The organism is Streptomyces sp. HD, assembly GCF_028369295.1.
In the GTDB taxonomy this organism is placed as follows: Bacteria; Actinomycetota; Actinomycetes; order Streptomycetales; family Streptomycetaceae; genus Streptomyces.
Genome location: NZ_JAQMYP010000001.1, coordinates 278,148 through 293,532, shown reverse-complemented (window position 1 = coordinate 293,532; position 15,385 = coordinate 278,148). Strand labels below are relative to the sequence as shown.

The 15,385-nt window shown below is 71.2% G+C and carries 18 protein-coding genes; 9 read left to right on the top strand and 9 right to left on the bottom strand.

Features of this window, described 5'->3' with window-relative positions:
* Positions 1–39: 39 nt before the first annotated feature.
* Together POF73_RS01355 and POF73_RS01350 are read right to left on the bottom strand one after the other, a co-directional pair.
* On the bottom strand, positions 40–645 hold the full coding sequence (locus POF73_RS01355) for an NADPH-dependent FMN reductase (RefSeq protein ID WP_272112483.1): 606 nt from the start codon (positions 643–645) through the stop codon (positions 40–42).
* Positions 646–848: 203 nt separating this feature from the next.
* Complete coding sequence (locus POF73_RS01350; RefSeq protein WP_272112572.1) at positions 849–1,769, bottom strand: aldo/keto reductase; 921 nt, start codon at positions 1,767–1,769, stop codon at positions 849–851.
* Between the two features lie 88 nt (positions 1,770–1,857).
* On the opposite strand from POF73_RS01350, the gene POF73_RS01345 reads away from it, so the two are divergent.
* Positions 1,858–2,517: a TetR/AcrR family transcriptional regulator gene (locus POF73_RS01345; RefSeq protein ID WP_272112482.1), complete on the top strand. Its 660-nt coding sequence runs from the start codon at positions 1,858–1,860 to the stop codon at positions 2,515–2,517.
* A 74-nt stretch (positions 2,518–2,591) separates the two neighbouring features.
* On the opposite strand, the gene POF73_RS01340 is transcribed toward POF73_RS01345, so the two are convergent.
* The gene (locus POF73_RS01340; RefSeq protein WP_272112481.1) at positions 2,592–3,446 is read right to left on the bottom strand and encodes an SDR family oxidoreductase; all 855 of its coding nucleotides are present in this window, start codon (positions 3,444–3,446) and stop codon (positions 2,592–2,594) included.
* Between the two features lie 107 nt (positions 3,447–3,553).
* A complete protein-coding gene (locus tag POF73_RS01335; protein ID WP_272112480.1) occupies positions 3,554–4,507 on the bottom strand; it encodes an NAD-dependent epimerase/dehydratase family protein in 954 nt (317 codons plus the stop codon).
* Positions 4,508–4,598: 91 nt separating this feature from the next.
* On the opposite strand from POF73_RS01335, the gene POF73_RS01330 reads away from it, so the two are divergent.
* Complete coding sequence (locus tag POF73_RS01330) at positions 4,599–5,558, top strand: D-2-hydroxyacid dehydrogenase family protein (protein WP_272112479.1); 960 nt, start codon at positions 4,599–4,601, stop codon at positions 5,556–5,558.
* Between the two features lie 4 nt (positions 5,559–5,562).
* Here the strand turns inward: POF73_RS01330 and POF73_RS01325 are convergent, their stop codons facing one another.
* From POF73_RS01325 to POF73_RS01310, 4 genes are all read right to left on the bottom strand, one after another.
* Entirely contained in the window at positions 5,563–6,423 is an 861-nt protein-coding gene (locus tag POF73_RS01325; protein ID WP_272112478.1) for a tyrosinase family protein, read from the bottom strand.
* Complete coding sequence (locus POF73_RS01320; RefSeq protein WP_272112477.1) at positions 6,407–6,901, bottom strand: tyrosinase family oxidase copper chaperone; 495 nt, start codon at positions 6,899–6,901, stop codon at positions 6,407–6,409. The genes POF73_RS01325 and POF73_RS01320 overlap by 17 nt, the downstream gene beginning before the upstream one ends.
* Before the next feature lie 90 nt (positions 6,902–6,991).
* Complete coding sequence (locus tag POF73_RS01315) at positions 6,992–7,606, bottom strand: vitamin K epoxide reductase family protein (RefSeq protein WP_272112476.1); 615 nt, start codon at positions 7,604–7,606, stop codon at positions 6,992–6,994.
* A complete protein-coding gene (locus POF73_RS01310; protein ID WP_272112475.1) occupies positions 7,603–8,325 on the bottom strand; it encodes a glycoside hydrolase family 16 protein in 723 nt (240 codons plus the stop codon). Before POF73_RS01310 ends, POF73_RS01315 begins: the two co-directional genes overlap by 4 nt.
* Before the next feature lie 258 nt (positions 8,326–8,583).
* Between POF73_RS01310 and POF73_RS01305 the strand changes: the two genes are divergently transcribed.
* The 4 genes from POF73_RS01305 (at position 8,584) to POF73_RS01290 (ending at position 10,394) form a co-directional block, all read left to right on the top strand.
* Positions 8,584–8,985, top strand: coding sequence for a hypothetical protein (locus POF73_RS01305; RefSeq protein WP_272112474.1), 402 nt, complete (start codon positions 8,584–8,586; stop codon positions 8,983–8,985).
* 275 nt (positions 8,986–9,260) lie between these two features.
* Positions 9,261–9,629, top strand: coding sequence for a hypothetical protein (locus tag POF73_RS01300; protein WP_272112473.1), 369 nt, complete (start codon positions 9,261–9,263; stop codon positions 9,627–9,629).
* Positions 9,630–9,691: 62 nt separating this feature from the next.
* Complete coding sequence (locus POF73_RS01295) at positions 9,692–10,012, top strand: hypothetical protein (protein WP_272112472.1); 321 nt, start codon at positions 9,692–9,694, stop codon at positions 10,010–10,012.
* Between the two features lie 61 nt (positions 10,013–10,073).
* Positions 10,074–10,394, top strand: a complete 321-nt coding sequence (locus POF73_RS01290) for a hypothetical protein (protein ID WP_272112471.1) — start codon at positions 10,074–10,076, stop codon at positions 10,392–10,394.
* 342 nt (positions 10,395–10,736) lie between these two features.
* Here POF73_RS01290 and POF73_RS01285 read toward each other — a convergent pair whose 3' ends face one another.
* Positions 10,737–11,042, bottom strand: coding sequence for a hypothetical protein (locus POF73_RS01285; RefSeq protein WP_272112571.1), 306 nt, complete (start codon positions 11,040–11,042; stop codon positions 10,737–10,739).
* Positions 11,043–11,389: 347 nt separating this feature from the next.
* Between POF73_RS01285 and POF73_RS01280 the strand changes: the two genes are divergently transcribed.
* From POF73_RS01280 to POF73_RS01270, 3 genes are read left to right on the top strand one after another with little or no spacing between them, the layout of a single operon-like run.
* Positions 11,390–12,529, top strand: coding sequence for a glycosyltransferase (locus POF73_RS01280; RefSeq protein ID WP_272112470.1), 1,140 nt, complete (start codon positions 11,390–11,392; stop codon positions 12,527–12,529).
* Entirely contained in the window at positions 12,526–13,986 is a 1,461-nt protein-coding gene (locus tag POF73_RS01275) for an exopolysaccharide biosynthesis polyprenyl glycosylphosphotransferase (RefSeq protein WP_272112469.1), read from the top strand. Before POF73_RS01280 ends, POF73_RS01275 begins: the two co-directional genes overlap by 4 nt.
* Before the next feature lie 6 nt (positions 13,987–13,992).
* Positions 13,993–15,381 (top strand): O-antigen ligase family protein, encoded by a 1,389-nt coding sequence (locus POF73_RS01270; protein ID WP_443049382.1) that lies wholly within the window; start codon positions 13,993–13,995, stop codon positions 15,379–15,381.
* Positions 15,382–15,385: the final 4 nt, after the last annotated feature.

The following is a 15,385-nucleotide window of genomic DNA, read 5'->3' as shown; positions in this document are numbered from 1 at the left end:
TTGACGACTTTGAGACAAGGAGGACGGCGTTCTTGCTGTTCAGGCCTGCGGGCTGTACGGCGACTTCGCCCGCGCCTCGTGCAGCGCCCTCCCCCACCAGGCCAGCTCGTCCAGCATCACCTTGGCGGCGCCGTTCGTGCCGTCGGTGTCGTTCGGGCTGCCGTCCTCGCCGAACGCCTCCCAGTAGAACGGGAAGGCCACCCCGTCGCGGACGGTGACGGCGTGCAGTTCGGCGAAGACCTGGCGGAGTTGCTCGACAGCGCGCAGGCCGCCGCTCTGGGCGCCGTAGGAGACGAAGCCGACCGGCTTGGCCTGCCACTCGGTGAAGTGCCAGTCGATGAGGGCCTTGAGGGAGGCGGGGAAGCTGTGGTTGTACTCGGGGGTCACGACGACGAACGCGTCGGCCGCGGCCAGCTTCGCGGAGAGCGGGAGCATCCCGGCCGGGCGCAGTTCCTCGGTGGCCATGGCGGGCGGTATCGCCGGAAGGGCCAGCGGCAGCTCCGTCTCGGCGAGGTCGACGACCTCGACGTCGAAGGCGCCGTGCTCCTTCGCCGGCCCGGCGAACCAGTTCGTCACCACCTCACCGAACCGGCCCTCGCGGACGGAACCGAGTATGACGACGAGCTTCAGGGGGTGTGCGGACATGCTGGGTGCTCCTCCAATAGGGGCTGTTCTCATGCGGACTGTTCTCATGCGGGGCCGCATCGAACGGGCTTCGCCGATCGGCCTCGTCGATCGGGCTTCGTCGATCGGGCTTCGCCAAACGGCCTCGCCAAACGGGCTTCGTCAAAAAGGCTCGTCAAACGGCTTCACCAGGGCGTGAACGCATGCGGCCGGCCGGTCCCGGCTCACCCGCCCGTCCCGGCCGACACGCCGTCGAGCCGGGCCAGTTCGTCGTCGGTGAGCTCGATGCCCGCCGCGGCGACGTTCTCCTCCAGGTGGTCCACCCGGCTCGTGCCGGGGATCGGGGTGACCGGGACCCGCCACACCCTGGCCCGGTGATGGACCCAGGCCAGCGCGATCTGGCCCGGGCGTACGCCCCGTTCGCCGGCGATCTCGCGCAGTACGGCGGGCAGTCCCTCCCGGCCGGGGAAGGTCCGGGCGAGCTGCGCCGAGCGGTCGTCCCGGGCGCTGAGCAGACCGCGGCCGTTCGGTGAGAACGGCACCACGCCGACGCCGAGTTCGGCGCAGACCGGCACCATCGCCTCGATCCGGCGGGCGCCCAGCGACCACTCCGACTGCACCGCCGAAATCGGGTGCACGGCATGGGCGCGGCGCAGTTCCTCACCGCTGACCTCGCTGAGGCCGATGTGGCGCACCTTGCCCTCGGCGACCAGGTCGGCCATGGCGCCGACGGTCTCCTCCAGCTCCACGTCCACGTGCGGACGGGCCAGGTAGTACAGGTCGATGACATCCGTACCCAGGCGTTTCAGGCTGGCCTCGCAGGACGCCCGTACGAAGGGGGCGTCGCCGCGCACCCACCAGCTGTCACCCGGGCCGAGGACCACACCGAACCTCGTGCACAGCACGGCCTCGTCGCGGCGGTGGCGCAGGGCCCGGCCGACCAGTTCCTCGCCTCGGCCGCGGCCGTACATGTCGGAGGTGTCGATCATCGTGGCGCCGAGGTCCAGCGCCCGGTTGATGACGGCGGCGGCCTCGGACGGGCCGGTGGCCGCGGCGGGTTCGGTCATCCGCATACAGCCAAGTCCCTGTACGGGGACGACGAGGCCGGTGCCGATGGGGTACCTCCCTGCTTGAGCGAAGTTCATACCGGTGTGCGAACCACTCACCCCGGTAAAGTACAACGTGCATTGCAACTAGTAAAGTGGTCGTTGTAATCGATGCGGAGGTACCACGATGACCAGGTCGGACGGCGGGCAGAACCGGCCGCGCAAGGGGTTCCCGGAGAAGCGGCAGGCCATCATGCGGGCCTCCCGGAAGGTCTTCGGGCGGGTCGGCTACCAGGGGGCGAGCATCGATGTGATCGCCACCGAGGCCTGTGTGTCGACCCGCACGATCTACAACCACTTCGAGAACAAGGAACAGCTCTTCGCGACCGTCCTCATCGAGAGCTCGGAGCAGGTCGCCGCCGCCCACGAGGCGATGATCGAGCGCCACCTCGGCGGCACGTCGAGCGCCGCCGATCTGGAGGCCGACCTGGTGGGGCTCGCCGAGGACTGGGTGCGGCCGCGCCCGGAGTTCGCCGACCACGTCGCGATCGTCGCCCGGATCAACGCCGAGGGCGAGAACTTCCCCGCCGCCCTCCACGACGCCTGGCAGAAGGCCGGGCCCCTGCGCGTGCAGCGCACCCTCGCCGCCCGGATGGCCCGGCTCGCCGAGCGCGGGCTGCTCCAGGTTCGGGACTCCGAACTCACCGCCCAGCACTTCGTGGTGCTGGTCACCAACACCTGGGGCCGGGGGCGGACGGGCTTCGGCGCACTCTCCGACGCCGAGACCCACGAGATCGCGGCGGCCGGCGTACACGCCTTCCTCTACGGTCATCTGCCCCGCGACTGAACCGCCTCGCGCCGCCCGTCGCCGCGCCCGTCCCTCAGGCCATCGCCCAAGGCCATCACCCCGGCCCTCACCCGTCACATATCGGTGCCGCCACTGACGTCGAGGTACTGCCCCGTGATCCAACGGGAGTCGTCGGAGGCCAGGAACGCCACCACGTCCGCCACGTCGGACGGCCGGCCGATGCGGTTGAAGAGGGAGCGCTCGGCCAGGGCGGCGGCCGCCTCGGGGGTCTTCCTGCGCCGGGCGTTCATGTCGGTCTCGATGAACCCCGGCCCGACCGTGTTGACCGTGATGCCACGGCCACCGAGCTCCTTCGCCAGGCACAGGGTCATCGTGTCCAGCGCGCCCTTGGACATGGCGTACGCGACGGACTCGGGGAAGGCGCGCCGTGAGGCGAGCGAGGAGATGTTGATGATCCGCCCGCCGTCCCGCATCCGCGGCAGCGCACGCTGCGTCAGGAAGAACGGCGCCTTCGCGTTTACGGCGATCATGCGGTCGAAGATCTCGGGCACCGCCTCCCCGATCGGCCCCGAACCGCTCACTCCTGCGTTGTTCACGAGTATGTCGAGCGAGCCGACCCGACCGCCGGACGCCACCTCCACAGCCACCTCCTCCTCCACAGCCGCCTCCTCCGCAGCCGCGTCCTTATCCGCCTCCGCCTCGGTGTGCTCCCGCAACCCCGCGTCGAAGGCGGCGAACACGGCGTCGGCGTCGCCGGGTACCCCCAGCTCCGCCCAGACCGGGAAGGCCCGTCCGCCGTTCTTGCGTATCTCCGCGACGACTTCCAGCGCCGCGGCCGTGCTGTGGCCGTAGTGGACCGCGACCAGCGCCCCGTCCCGGGCAAGCCGCTCGGCGATGCCTCTGCCGATGCCCCGGCCGGCCCCGGTGACCAGGGCAATCTTGTCCGTCAGTGCGCGCTTGGTATTCACGATGGTCCTGTGTATCGGAAGGGGCCAGGAGGTGCGGGACGAGGAGCGGGGACGAGGAGCGGGGACGAGGAGCGGGAGGAGTTCCGCACCCCCGCCCGTGCCTGCCGTCAGCGCTCCAGGACCTCCCGGTACTCCCGGTACCACGGGGCGTGCTGTGCAAGGCTCTGCGTGAATCCCGTCCCGGGATCGACGCCCACGCGCGCCCAGAAGCCGCCGTCCGCGAACCAGTGGTCCACGGCGAGCATGCCGAGGTGGTGCAGTGCGCGCGGCTTCGCGGCGAGCCGGGTCCGGGCCTGGTCGAGGTCCAGGGGCGGGTCCGGCAACCGCAGGCCGAGCCGGTCGGCCACCGTGTCCATCAGGTCCGAACTCTCCACCGGCTCCGGGTGGTTGGCGTGATGCGCACCCGTCAGGGCCTGCTCCGACAGCCCCGCGGCGACTACCGCGCGCGCCAACGCCCGTACGTCGACGACGGACTGCCGGGCGGTGCACCCCTTCAGACGTGCCGACAGCATTCCCGTCAGGGCGGCCATCCCTGGCACCACCCATCGGTCCCCGGCCCCGAGCACCAGATGCGGGCGCAGTGCGGCCCCTCCCGCGTCCAGCACATGCCGTTCGGCGGCGGCTCGGGAACGGCTGGTCGGTGAGGCGGGCGCGAGCGGCAACTCGTGCGCGGGGGCGTCGGTGAAGGGGCCTCGGCCGTACACGGCGGCCGTGCTCACGTAGACGACACGGGCCACGCCGGCCCGGGTCGCCTCCTCGACCAGGGCGCGGGTGCCGTGGTCGTTGACGGTCTCGGTGAGCCGTTCGTCGTCGCCGACGTGGGAGGCGCAGTGCAGGACGACGTCGACGCCGTCGCAGACACCGCGCAGGGAGGCCGGGTCGGCGAGGTCCGCTCGTACGACGTCCGCTGCCGGGCCACCGTCGGCAGAGCCGTGGCCTGCCGGGTCACGCAGCAGGAGCCGGACCCCGGACGGTATGCCGCCGCCCGGCTCCCGCAGGGCGGCGACGACATGCCCGCCGATGAAGCCGCTGCCTCCGGTGATGAGGATGCGTGGTGACAAGGTGGGCCCTCTCTCTAGGCCGATGATCCGCGCTCCGCAGATGCAAGCACGTTACGTAAAGTCGTTTCCCTGGCCATGGAAAGGAACTGCCGTGCGGTTGCGCTGTGCTGTGCTCGACGACTTCCAGAACGCGGCGACCGAGGTCGCGGACTGGTCGCCGCTCGCGGACGACGTGGAGGTCGTCTCCTTCACCACCCACTTCCCCGACGAGGACGCCCTCGCCGACGCCCTCGCGGACTTCGACATCGTCGTCACCCTGCGGGAACGCGTCCCCTTCCCCGCCTCCCTGATCGCCCGCCTCCCCCGGCTGCGGCTGCTGATCGCCTCCGGCATGCGCAACTCGGTCATCGACTACGCCGCCGCCGAGGCGCACGGCGTCACCGTCTGCGGCACGGCCAGCTCCTCGACCCCGCCCGTCGAGCTCACCTGGGCCCTGCTGCTCGGTCTGGCCCGCGGCATCGTCGTGGAGAGCGACGCCCTGCGCGGCGGCGGCCCCTGGCAGAGCACGGTCGGCGCCGACCTGCACGGCCGCCGGCTCGGACTGCTGGGCCTGGGCAAGATCGGCAGCCGGGTGGCGCAGGTCGGCCTCGCCTTCGGCATGCACGTCAGCGCCTGGAGCCAGAACCTCACCAAGGAGTACGCCGACGAGGTGGGCGTCCATCTGGCCGCGTCCAAGGAGGAGTTGCTCGCCGAGAGCGACTACGTCTCCGTCCACCTCGCCCTGAGCGACCGCACCCGCGGCCTGCTCGGCGCACCCGAACTCGCCCTGCTCAAGCCGACCGCCTACCTGATCAACACCTCGCGCGCGGCGATCGTCGACCAGGACGCCCTGCTCGCCGCCCTGCACGAGGGCCGTATCGCCGGCGCCGGCGTCGACGTCTTCGACGTCGAACCCCTCCCCGCCGACCACCCGATGCGCACGGCCCCCCGCCTGCTCGCCACACCCCACCTCGGCTATGTCTCGCAGGCCAACTACGCGACGTACTACGGCCAGGCGGTCGAGGACATCCAGGCGTACCTGGCGGGTTCCCCGGTACGACGGCTGCCCTGAGGGGTCAGGCGTACCGGTAGATCCCGGACAGGTCCTCCAGTTCGTCCGGCGTCACGTCCCACGGCGGCATCGGCTCGTGGCGGGAGACGATCCGCCCGTACTGGGCGCTGCCCCGGCCGGGTGGCGTGGCCGGCAGGTAGCGGTGGTTGCGCCGGCGCTGCTGCCAGCGCTGCCACTGCATGTCCACGAAGGCGTGGTGCAGCCAGAACACGGGATCGTTGACGGACGCGCCGCCGAGCATGGCGCCCCCGACCCAGCGGTGCACCCGGTTGTGGTTGTGCCAGGGGATCCTGCCGTTGCCCCACCCCTCCATCTTGTTGCGGAATCCCCTGGTGACCGTCGAGTCCCAGGGGGCTACGTCGTAGACGGGGTCCCTCAGCGCCCAGTCCAGATCGCTCTGGGTGGGCAGGGAGATCGGGTCCCGGGCGCGGCCCAGGTCACGGGTGAGGAAGTTGATGTCGGTGATGCTCTCCCTGAGGGTCCACCGGCCGCCCGCGTAGGCGAACGGTCCGGTGACCACCTGCCGGTCCCCGCGCCGGCCGTTGCCGCCGAGCAGATCGTCGGTCCAGGGCAGCGAGGTGGCCGACCGGTCCCGGGTCCAGTCCCAGTACGGCACCGTCACCGAGGAGTCGACCCGGCGCAGGGCGTTCTCCATGTCCAGCAGGAACTGCCGGTGCCAGGGCAGGAAGGAGGGGGTCATATGGGCGGCACGCAGACCTCGGTCGCCGTCGCCGCGGAAGTGCACGATGTGCAGCCGTACGAACTCGTCGTACTCGCCGCGTCGTTTGACCTCAAGCAGCGCCTCGATGAACCGCCGCCGCTCGGTGCGCGTCAGCCTGCTCACGTTCTTACGCACGTACGCCATACTCCGCCTCCCTGTGCGGGTGCCCGCCGTCGAACGGTCCGGGCGCCCAGTCGCGCAGCCGCCTGCGGGGTCCGAGTTCGTCGACGGCCGCTCGGGTCGCCTCCAGCGGAGTCCGGTACCAGCTGTAGTGGTCGAGCATGCTCAGCCAGGTGCCGTCGGCACGTCGCATCAGATGCAGCGGGTGGCCGTCCACGGTGACGCGCCAGTCGGCGCCGAGGGCGGTGAGTCCCGCGAGGGGCAGCGGGGTGCCCTGGATACGGCGGCCGCGGTAGGTCTCGTCGAAGGGGATGTCGCGCGGCCGCCGGTCCGCGGACTCCGAGGGCCGGGAGGCGGCGAGCACCGGCGTGAGCGCCACGGCCGCGGAGCCGAACAGCAGCCGCGCCAACTCCCGCCGTGTCCGCCGCTCCGGCTCACCGTTCCTCGGGGTGCCCGCCCCCTGCGCCGGACCCACCGACATCCCGTCTGCACTGACGGCCATCGCTCACTCCTCGTACGGTTCGGCTGTTCGTACGAGTAACCGTCCGGGGTGCCCCACGGTCACCGCGGGGGCGCCCATACGGTGCAATCGTCAGCTCGTCCAGAAGTCCCACCAGCGGGTCAGGATCAGCATCCCGACGATCCCGGTGTGCAGCACCGGCAGCATCCAGGTGAACTCCGCGAAGAACGTCCGCACCGGGGCAGGCGCGGGCAGGAAGCCGCTGCGCACGATGAAGGACGTCACGTACCAGAACAGCACGATCGTCGCGAGCCAGGCCAGACAGCACCACAGGCACAGGGCGTTGATCCGGTACAGCGACTGGAACTGCAGCCAGGACACGAACCCGATCCCGAAGAGGCATCCGGTCTCGAAGGTCAGCCAGTACCAGCGCGGGAAGGCGGCCCCGGCAAGCAGACTGACGCCGACACAGATCACGACGGCGTACGTCACCAGACCCAGCATCGGGTTGGGGAACCCGAAGGCCTCGGCCTGGTCGCTCTCCATCACGCTGCCGCAGGACAGCACCGGGTTGAGGCTGCAGCCCGGGGTGAAGTCCGGGTCCTCCAGCAGCTTGAACTTGTCGAGCGTGATGACCCAGGAGGCGAGCAGGCCGGCCGCCCCGGTGAGCACCAGCAGGAGGGCGAAGGCACGGGATGGGGCCAGGGCCGAGCCGGGGGCCCGGGACGGGGATGGAGCCGGGGTCACCACCGGGAGGCCTCGCGGTAGACGCGGAGGTAGTCGACGGCGAACGTGACCGGCGCCGGACCGCAGGGGGCCGGGTGGTGCTCGCCGGCGCTGAGCGACAGGTTCAGGATCAGGTACGCCGACCAGTCGGCGCCGACGCCGGTGCCGTCGCAGTGGACGCGGTCTCCGTTGACGTACCACTCGACGCACCGCGCGCCGTAGCGGGTGCCGATGGTCACCCACCGGTCGGGGCCGATCGCGTCGGCGTCGGTGTGGTACGCCGAGGAGGCCGGGGAGCAGGTGACGTGGTTGGACAGCTCCAGCAGGTCGGGGTTGTCCGGGTGGTACTCGAAGGAGTCGATCTCGTTCGCGCCGTCCTTCCAGGTCCACAGCGCCGGCCAGGCCCCGGTGGCCGAGGGCAGTCTGACGCGGGTCTCGATGTGGTCGCCGGTGCGCACCTGGAAGCCCTCGGCGGAGTACTCGGTGGTGAGCAGCCCGGTGCGCCAGGCCGGCCGGCCGTTCTCAAGGGTGCGGCCGGCCGGGGTGGCGGTGAAGGTGGCCATGCCGCCCGCGACGGTCACACAGCCGGGGTCGAGCCAGTCGAGTTTGTTGTCGTCCGGGTTGTGATCGCCGTGGCGGTAGGCGCTGGACCGGTCGCCGACCCATTTGGCGCCCCATGCGATCGGGGCGTCGAACTCCTCAGACCAGGTCGGCGTGAACGTGGCGGTGTCGATGGTCATGGCGGCGAGGGTAGGCCACCTGCCACGTTTCCCAATTCAACCGTATACAGCTCGTTCAGGCGATCGAATTGGGCCGTGTGCACCATACGATCAATCGATTCGCCGACCAGATGTCAATCCCTCCGAATGCCTCTGTGCATTCCATTCTTCACCCCCGCCACTTTCACGCGTATGGAGCAACGCGTCGCTTTTACATGGGCCTTGGACTGCTATGTTCTCCAACCGTCGGATCAGAGGTACTTTCCAGCGAGGTGAATCATGAAGAAGGCAGTTTTCACCACTGCGGCATTGGCCATCGGTGCGGGTCTTGTGGGCGGCTCCGCCGCGGCTGCGGTGGCCGCCACGGGAGGTTCGGGGATCTCCACCAGCCCGCTCGGGCTCATGTCTCCGACCAAGGTGAGCCCGGCGATCCTGCCCGCGGCCGACGCCGTGACGCGGCTGGCCCGCGACGGCGGGGTCGCGAAGGGCAGCGCGTTCGACAAGAACAACAAGAGTGCAGTGGGAATGTCCGGTGTGTACCTGGACGGAATGGACCCGGATGCCGCCAAGCGGCCCACGATTCCGGTGAAGAACGCGATCGGAAGCGGTTCCGTCCAGGTCCACCCATTGAAGGCGCCGACCGCGTCCGGCATCGGCTCCTTCCTTCCCAAGTCCCAGTGACGACGCGGCAACCGTACAAGTCTCTGGTCCCGGAATTCTGACACTCTGATCCGGTTCTCGGCACCCGCGAACCACACTCCGGCCCACCGGCCCGCACCCTGCCGGTGGGCCGGATGCATGTCACTCCCGGAACTCCACAGAGATTTCGGGCACGCAAGGTTGCGCCATCCGATGGAATCTGCCCACGTTTGAATGTTCCCGCCGTGACTTATGCGTGCATATACGGGTTTCCTTTTCGTAAGCGTGCGCAACCGTGAATTCAGGAAGGAACCGAGTTGCCCAGGAAGTTCGCGGTCATCACGGCCCTCGCCCTCAGCACCGTCATCAGCACCGCCGGCATCGCCTCCGCCGGCGGCTACGGCGGCGGAACTGGCAACGGCGGCGGCACCGGCACCAACGGCGGCAACAAGACCACCGTCACCGGCGGTACCGGCTTCTCGTCGGCTCCGGTCGTCGTCAACGAGCCCCAGCAGGGTGTTGTCGTCCTCAACGGCAGCCTTGTCGACGGTCGTTGCCTCGCCCCGTGGTCCAACGGTGCCGTCCTCGGCGGCGTCCCCGCGCCCAACTCGCACTACGCCGCGTGCGACACGGCCACGGTCAACCAGCAGCAGAACGCCCCGTACATCGCCGGCCTGCTGTTCTGACCTCTGCCTCCGAGAAATTCGGGGCAGGTTAATCCCCCAACGCAGCCCGGAAAGGCACAAACATGCGTAACAAGGTTACGGCCATCTCCGTCCTCGCGGCCGGCATCGCCCTCGCGGCCGGTGGTACCGCCGCGGCCGACAGCGACACCACCACCGTCAAGGGCGGTAGCGGCTTCTCGCAGTCCCCGGTCGTCGTGAACGCCCCCCAGCAGGGGATTCTCGTCGCCAACGGCACGGTCGTGGACCTGCGCTGTGCCGCGCCGTGGTCGAACGGGGCCGTCCTCGCCGGCGTCGTGGCACCGAACTCGCACTACGCCGCCTGCAACACGGCCACGATCAACCAGCAGCAGAACGCCGGTTACAAGGGCGGCCTGCTGTTCTGACTCCTGATCCGAGCAATTCGGAGCAGGTAACCCCCATACGCAGCCCGGAAAGGCTCAGCTCATGCGTAACAAGGTTACGGCCATTTCCGCCATCGCCGCGGGTATCGTCCTCGCGGCCGGCGGCACCGCCGCCGCGGACAACGACACCACCACCGTCAAGGGCGGTAGCGGCTTCTCGTCGGCCCCGGTCGTCGTGAACGAACCGCAGCAGGGGATCGCCGTCGTCAACGGCGCCCTCCTCGACGCCCGCTGCCTGGCCCCGTGGTCCAACGGTGCCGTCCTCGGCGGCGTGGCCGCGCCGAACTCGCACTACGCGGCTTGCGACACGGCCACGATCAACCAGCAGCAGAACGCCCCGTACGTCGGCGGCCTGCTGTTCTGAGCAGTGCCTCACGCCGAGGGCGGTCCGCCGGATGTCCGGTGGACCGCCCTCGGCTATGTGCGGCCCCGTCTTCATCTTTTCGAGTCCCGGAAAGACTGTGGCCCCGGCCGCGTCGTAGCGCGGCCAGGGCCACAGTGAGGGAGCGCCGGCAAGGAGGAATAAGCGCCCATTCAAATGGACTAACGCCGCTGCCCCGGCCACGGTCACCCCACATCATTCATTTGGCCCAATGAAGCGAAAACCCCAAAACGCCGAAGGGCCGGCTCCGCGCAGTGCGGAGCCGGCCCGGAACAACGAGCCGATGGGCGACGAAGTCGAGGAACGAGTCGCCTGCCTGATCGCCTACCTGTTGATCGGGAGTCCACCGAGCAGCTGACCGTCGACGGGGTTCGGCAGGGTGCCGCCGAACACAGGGGTCTTCACCACGCCGGACCGCTTGACGCCCTTCTTCACACCGTCCGCCGTGCTCTTGACGTTGTTGCCCACGTAGCCCGTCGGCAGCTTGGCGGCGGCGGGGAGGCTGCGGGCGACCGTCTTCCCGTTGTCGACGAGGCCCTGCGCCGGCACGTCCACCGCGGCGGCGGGACCGGCGACACCGGCAACGGCGAGGGAGCCGGCGACGACCGCGGCAGCCTTCAGGTTCTTCATCATGTTCCTTTCCTGGTGACTCGACTTCCGTAACTCGCGTACGCCGCAAGGGATTTCACAGCACAGGCGCCGCGAGTGACTCGGTCTCGGTTCTCCTGGGCTAACGAGAGGGTGTCGCTCGGGAAACTCTGCGGCCGAGAACTTCCAGGAACTCATACGAAAAGACCCGTTGTGCCGAACACCGTGGGCATCACGGGTGCGGCGGCTCCAATCGGGTGGGATCGCGCGAGAAACAACTCGGAACGCGCCGATGTTCCGACATGATCGGCTGCTTGGCAGATAAATATGGATAAGTGGCTGGTGCCGCGCTGGTTCGGACTCTTTTCTGTGGAAGGGCAGCCTCGGTCATGCGTATTTCGGCGCCCCACATCCTGCATGTCGCGCAGCCCGTGGCGGGCGGTGTCGCGCGGGTCGTGACGGACCTGGTGGCGGCGCAGGTCGCCACGGGGCTGCGGGTGACGGTGGCCTGTCCGGCGGGCGGCACGCTGACGGAGTCCCTGCGTGTGCCTGGCTGCACGGTGCTGCGCTGGGAGGCGACCCGTGTGCCGGGGCCCCGACTGCCGGGCGAGGTACGGCTGTTGGCGCGGCTGGTGCGTGAGGTGCGGCCCGATCTGGTGCACGCGCACAGTGCGAAGGCGGGGCTCGCGGCACGGCTCGCGGTGCACGGCCGGGTGCCGACCGTCTTCCAGCCGCACGCCTGGTCGTTCGAGGCCGCGAGTGGTGTCGTCGCGCGACTGGCGCTGGGCTGGGAGCGGTTCGGGGCGCGGTGGGCGACGCGGGTGCTGTGTGTGAGCGAGGCCGAGCGGCGTACCGGTGAGGGGTGCGGGATCGCCGCCTCGTGGCGTGTGGTCCCCAACGGTGTCGACACCGGCAGGTTCCGGCCGGACGGGGACAGGGCGCGGTCGGGGGCGGGGCCGCTCGTGGTGTGCGTGGGCCGGCTGTGCCGGCAGAAGGGGCAGGACGTGCTGCTGGCAGCCTGGCCCGAGGTGGTGCGGCGAGTGCCCGGCGCGCGGCTGATGCTGGTCGGCGACGGGCCGGACGCGGAGCGACTGCGCTCGGGGGCGCCCGCGTCGGTGGAGTTCGCCGGGGCCGCCGCCGACGCCGCCCCCTGGTACCGGGCCGCCGACATCGTGGTCCTGCCGTCCCGCTGGGAGGGCATGGCGCTGGCGCCGCTGGAGGCCATGGCGTGCGCCCGGCCGGTCGTCGTGACGGACGTGGACGGGGCGCGCGAGAGCCTGCCGCCCTCCCACCCGCCGTCCTGCCTGGTGCCGCCGGAGGATGCCGGCGCGCTGGCCCGGGCGCTCACCACGCTGCTGCGGGACGAGCCGCTGCGCGCGGAACTGGGCGCCCAGGGCCGTGCCCATGTGCTTGCCGCCCATGACCTGCGGCGGGCCACGGAGGCGGTAACCGACGTGTATCGCGAGTTGCTCGGCGTCGTCCCCACGCCGGTCGTACCCAACGAGGGCAGGAAGTGCATCGCCACATGACCGCGGAAAGTTCCGTTGCCTCGCCCGCGGGGCAGCAGCGGGCGCCCGAGGGCGCCCTCTCCGTTCCCGCCCCGGGTGGCCTGGCCGTCGGGCGTCGGCCGTTCGCCGGGCGGACGGTCCGTCGCCCGCGGCGGACCCCGGTGTTGCTGTGGCTCGCCGACGGCGCCGCCGTCCTGCCGGCCGCCCTGGTCGTGCCCGCGCCGCACAGACATCCGCTGGTCCTCGCCCTGCTGGCGCTCGGTGTGCTCGGTCTGAACCGGCGGGCCTCGCTGTACGACACCTCGATCGTCCCCGGCGCCCTCGACGAGATCCCGGTCGTCTGCGGCCGGATCGCCGTCGGCTGGGCGGCGGTCCTGGCGCTCTCCCCGCTGCGGTCGCTCCCGGTGACCGTGCTGGTCGCGGCGCTGGCCGCGCACTGCGGGGCCGCCTGCGCGGGCCGTGCCGCCGTGCACATGCTGCGGCGCCGGGCGCTGCGGCACCGGCCCTGTCCCGCCCTGGTGGTCGGTCCGCTCGCCACGGCCCGGCGCGTCGCGGCCACGCTGCTGCGCACCCCGGGCTGCGGCGTCCGTCCGGTGGGTCTGGTCGCCGACGACCTGGAGATCCTCGGCGATCCCGGCCACGAGCTCGGACTGCCGGTGCTCACCACGGTGCTGGAGGCGCGCCGGGCGCAGATCCAGAACGGGGTGGAGACGCTGCTGGTGGTGGGGGCCGCCACCCGGGTGGAGAAGGCCGTGCTGCTGCGCGGGCTGGCCGCGTACGGGTGCGTGGTGTGGGAGCTGGACGCGGATCCGTCGTACGGCTTCGACGGGCGCCGTGACCGGGCCGGGCAGCTGGCCGGGTTCTCGCGCAGGTCGCTGGGTGCGGGCGGCGGGCGGCGGCACGGCAGTGCGGGCAAGCGGGTGCTCGATCTGGTGCTGTCGGGCTCGATGCTGGTGCTGGCGGCCCCGGTGCTGCTGGTGTGCGCGCTCGTGCTGTGGGCCATGGACGGGCCCGGCGTGGTGTTCCGGCAGGAGCGGATCGGCAAGGACGGGCGGCCGTTCACCATGCTGAAGTTCCGCACCCACCGGCCCGCCAGCGCGCAAGAGGCGGCGACCCGCTGGAGTGTGGCCGACGACCAGGACATGAGCCGGTTCTGCCACTTCATGCGCCGCACCTCGCTGGACGAGCTGCTGCAGCTGTGGAACGTCTTCCGCGGCGACATGAGCCTGGTCGGTCCCCGGCCCGAACGGCCTTATTTCGTCGCCAAGTTCAGCCGCGCCTACCCGGGCTATCCGGCGCGGCACCGGATGCGGACCGGGATCACCGGGCTCGCCCAGATCCACGGGCTGCGCGGCGACACCTCGATCGAGGACCGGTGCCGCTACGACAACGCCTACATCGACAACTGGTCGCTGTGGCAGGACATCTGCATCCTGGCGCGCACGGCGGCACAGTTCGTACGGCCGTCGGGGAGCTGAGCGCCGGTGAGCACTCCCTCGGCGACCACTCCCCCGGTGACCGTTCCCCCGCTGGTGCCGTCGCTGCCCGCGCCGCTGCTGCGCCGGGCCGGCCCCGTGCTGTCCACGCTGCCGGTCGTGGCAGTGGTCGTCCTGCTGGGGCTGCCGGTCGCACCGGACAGCCATGTCACGGCCGCCGACCTGACCTCGGGGCTGGCCGTGCTGTGTGCGGTGCTCCGGGCCGCGCGGCGGGCCCGGCGGCCGTTGTCGCGGACGGCGGCGGTCGTGCTCGGACTGCCCGTGGTGGGTGTCGCGGTCGCCGCGACGGGGGCCGTGACCAGCACTGATGCCATCGTCGGACTCGCCCGCCACCTGCAGGTGTTCGTGCTCGTGCCGGTGGCGGTGCTGCTGCTGGTGCGCGACCGGAGGGGCGCCCGGCTGGTGCTGTGGTCCCTGGTCGGGCTCGCGCTGTGGCAGGGGGCCGTCGGGGTGCACCAGTACCTCACCGGGACCGGGGCGTCGTATCAAGGCGCCTACATCCGGGCGGTGGGGACGTTCGGGCCGGCCGACGTGATGGGGATGGCCACCGTCGTCGCCCTCGCAGTGGTGGCCGCGACCGGGCTCGCCCTCGGCTCGGGGGTGCGGCGGGCGCGGGTCGTGGCGGCCTTGGCGGCTCTGGTGCTGCTCGTGCCGCTCGCGCTGTCCTTCAGCCGGGGTGCCTGGATCGCCACGGCGATCGCCTGCGGGGCACAGCTGCTGATGGCCGGGGTGCGGCGGGCGGTCGCGGTATTCGCGGCGGCGGTCGCGGCCTCGGTGGTGCTGGTGGGCGGGCTCGGCGTGGGCGCGACCGCGCTGCAGGACCGGCTGACCAGCATCACCCGGGTCGCGGACGCGCCGGACCAGTCGGTCGTCGACCGGTACACGATGTGGGCGGCGGCGGCCGACATGTGGCACCGACACCCGGTGACGGGCGTGGGGTTGAAGGCCTTTCCCGCGCACCGGGACGGACATGCCTCGCTCGCGCTGTCCTCGGGCAGCGACACCTCGGGCGCGGGCCAGGCCTACCGGCGGGTGCCGCTGCTGTCCCCGCACAACATGTACCTGCTGGTCCTCAGCGAGCAGGGTCTGCTGGGCCTGGTCACGGTGGTGGGCAGCTGGCTGGCCCTGCTGGTGTGCGCACTGCGCCGACTGGGCGGGAGCGGACGCGTCCACGACTGCGCGCTCCCGGTGTGCGGGCTGCTCGTGTGGCAGCTCGTCAACTTCCTGTACGCCGACATCGGCGGGCCCTCCACGGCCCTGACGGCCGTCTGTTTCGGCCTCGCCGCCTGGTGGGCGCTGTCCGCCGAAGGCACGCCGACCGGACGCCCCTCGACCGAGCGCACGCCGACCGGGGCCGCCGAATCGGGCCCGCGGTGAGGCC

Bases quoted from the DNA above. Each gene is read 5' to 3' on its own strand.
- POF73_RS01275 (WP_272112469.1), top strand. From the start codon at position 12,526: ATGACCGCGGAAAGTTCCGTTGCCTCGCCCGCGGGGCAGCAGCGGGCG.
- POF73_RS01355 (WP_272112483.1), bottom strand. From the start codon at position 645: ATGTCCGCACACCCCCTGAAGCTCGTCGTCATACTCGGTTCCGTCCGC.
- POF73_RS01310 (WP_272112475.1), bottom strand. From the start codon at position 8,325: ATGACCATCGACACCGCCACGTTCACGCCGACCTGGTCTGAGGAGTTC.
- POF73_RS01345 (WP_272112482.1), top strand. From the start codon at position 1,858: ATGACCAGGTCGGACGGCGGGCAGAACCGGCCGCGCAAGGGGTTCCCG.
- POF73_RS01290 (WP_272112471.1), top strand. From the start codon at position 10,074: ATGCGTAACAAGGTTACGGCCATTTCCGCCATCGCCGCGGGTATCGTC.
- POF73_RS01295 (WP_272112472.1), top strand. From the start codon at position 9,692: ATGCGTAACAAGGTTACGGCCATCTCCGTCCTCGCGGCCGGCATCGCC.
- POF73_RS01320 (WP_272112477.1), bottom strand. From the start codon at position 6,901: ATGGCCGTCAGTGCAGACGGGATGTCGGTGGGTCCGGCGCAGGGGGCG.
- POF73_RS01280 (WP_272112470.1), top strand. From the start codon at position 11,390: ATGCGTATTTCGGCGCCCCACATCCTGCATGTCGCGCAGCCCGTGGCG.
- POF73_RS01305 (WP_272112474.1), top strand. From the start codon at position 8,584: ATGAAGAAGGCAGTTTTCACCACTGCGGCATTGGCCATCGGTGCGGGT.
- POF73_RS01350 (WP_272112572.1), bottom strand. From the start codon at position 1,769: ATGAACTTCGCTCAAGCAGGGAGGTACCCCATCGGCACCGGCCTCGTC.
- POF73_RS01285 (WP_272112571.1), bottom strand. From the start codon at position 11,042: ATGAAGAACCTGAAGGCTGCCGCGGTCGTCGCCGGCTCCCTCGCCGTT.
- POF73_RS01325 (WP_272112478.1), bottom strand. From the start codon at position 6,423: ATGGCGTACGTGCGTAAGAACGTGAGCAGGCTGACGCGCACCGAGCGG.